At 59.0% G+C, this 441-nt stretch carries 1 protein-coding gene; it reads right to left on the bottom strand.

All coding sequences use genetic code 11. The annotated features are described in order from the left end of the window. A partial coding sequence (locus FYZ48_RS29460; RefSeq protein ID WP_187782291.1) for a hypothetical protein occupies nucleotides 1–441 on the bottom strand: 441 nt, incomplete at both ends.

Below are 441 nucleotides of genomic sequence, written 5' to 3'. Positions count from 1 at the left end.
CCGGGGGCCAGGTTTGTATCCCCGAAGCCGGAGACCAGGCTGAATCCGGTCGGGACGTTGATGCCACCCAGGGCCATGTTCCGTTCGCCGAAGTTCGTTACGGTGAAGGTCTTGACCACGGGAGCACCGGTAATCGTATCTTCGAAGTCCACGGCACCGCTGTCTTCCACGGTTCCGCCATCCACTTCGACCTTGATCACCGGATCAACCACCCGGATGATCCGGATTTCATCGGCGTAGACAATACCGTCCGCATCGTCACTCAGCATCACGGTCAGCGTGTTACCGTCGATGACGACTGGATCGCCAATGTATTCCCACCAGGTGCCATCATCCAGGAAGTCATTCGAACTGGTCTGATGGCTGACCCGGAACGTGTCGACCGGGGTCGCATCCGAGAAGATCGTGTACGGAGCATTGGTCGCGGCAGCCCGTCCGTAA

The sequence above is a fragment of the Gimesia chilikensis genome (assembly GCF_008329715.1).
GTDB classification, from domain to species: domain Bacteria; phylum Planctomycetota; class Planctomycetia; order Planctomycetales; family Planctomycetaceae; genus Gimesia; species Gimesia chilikensis.
Note: the sequence above shows the minus strand (reverse complement) of the source record. Positions and strands in the feature narration are given on the sequence as shown.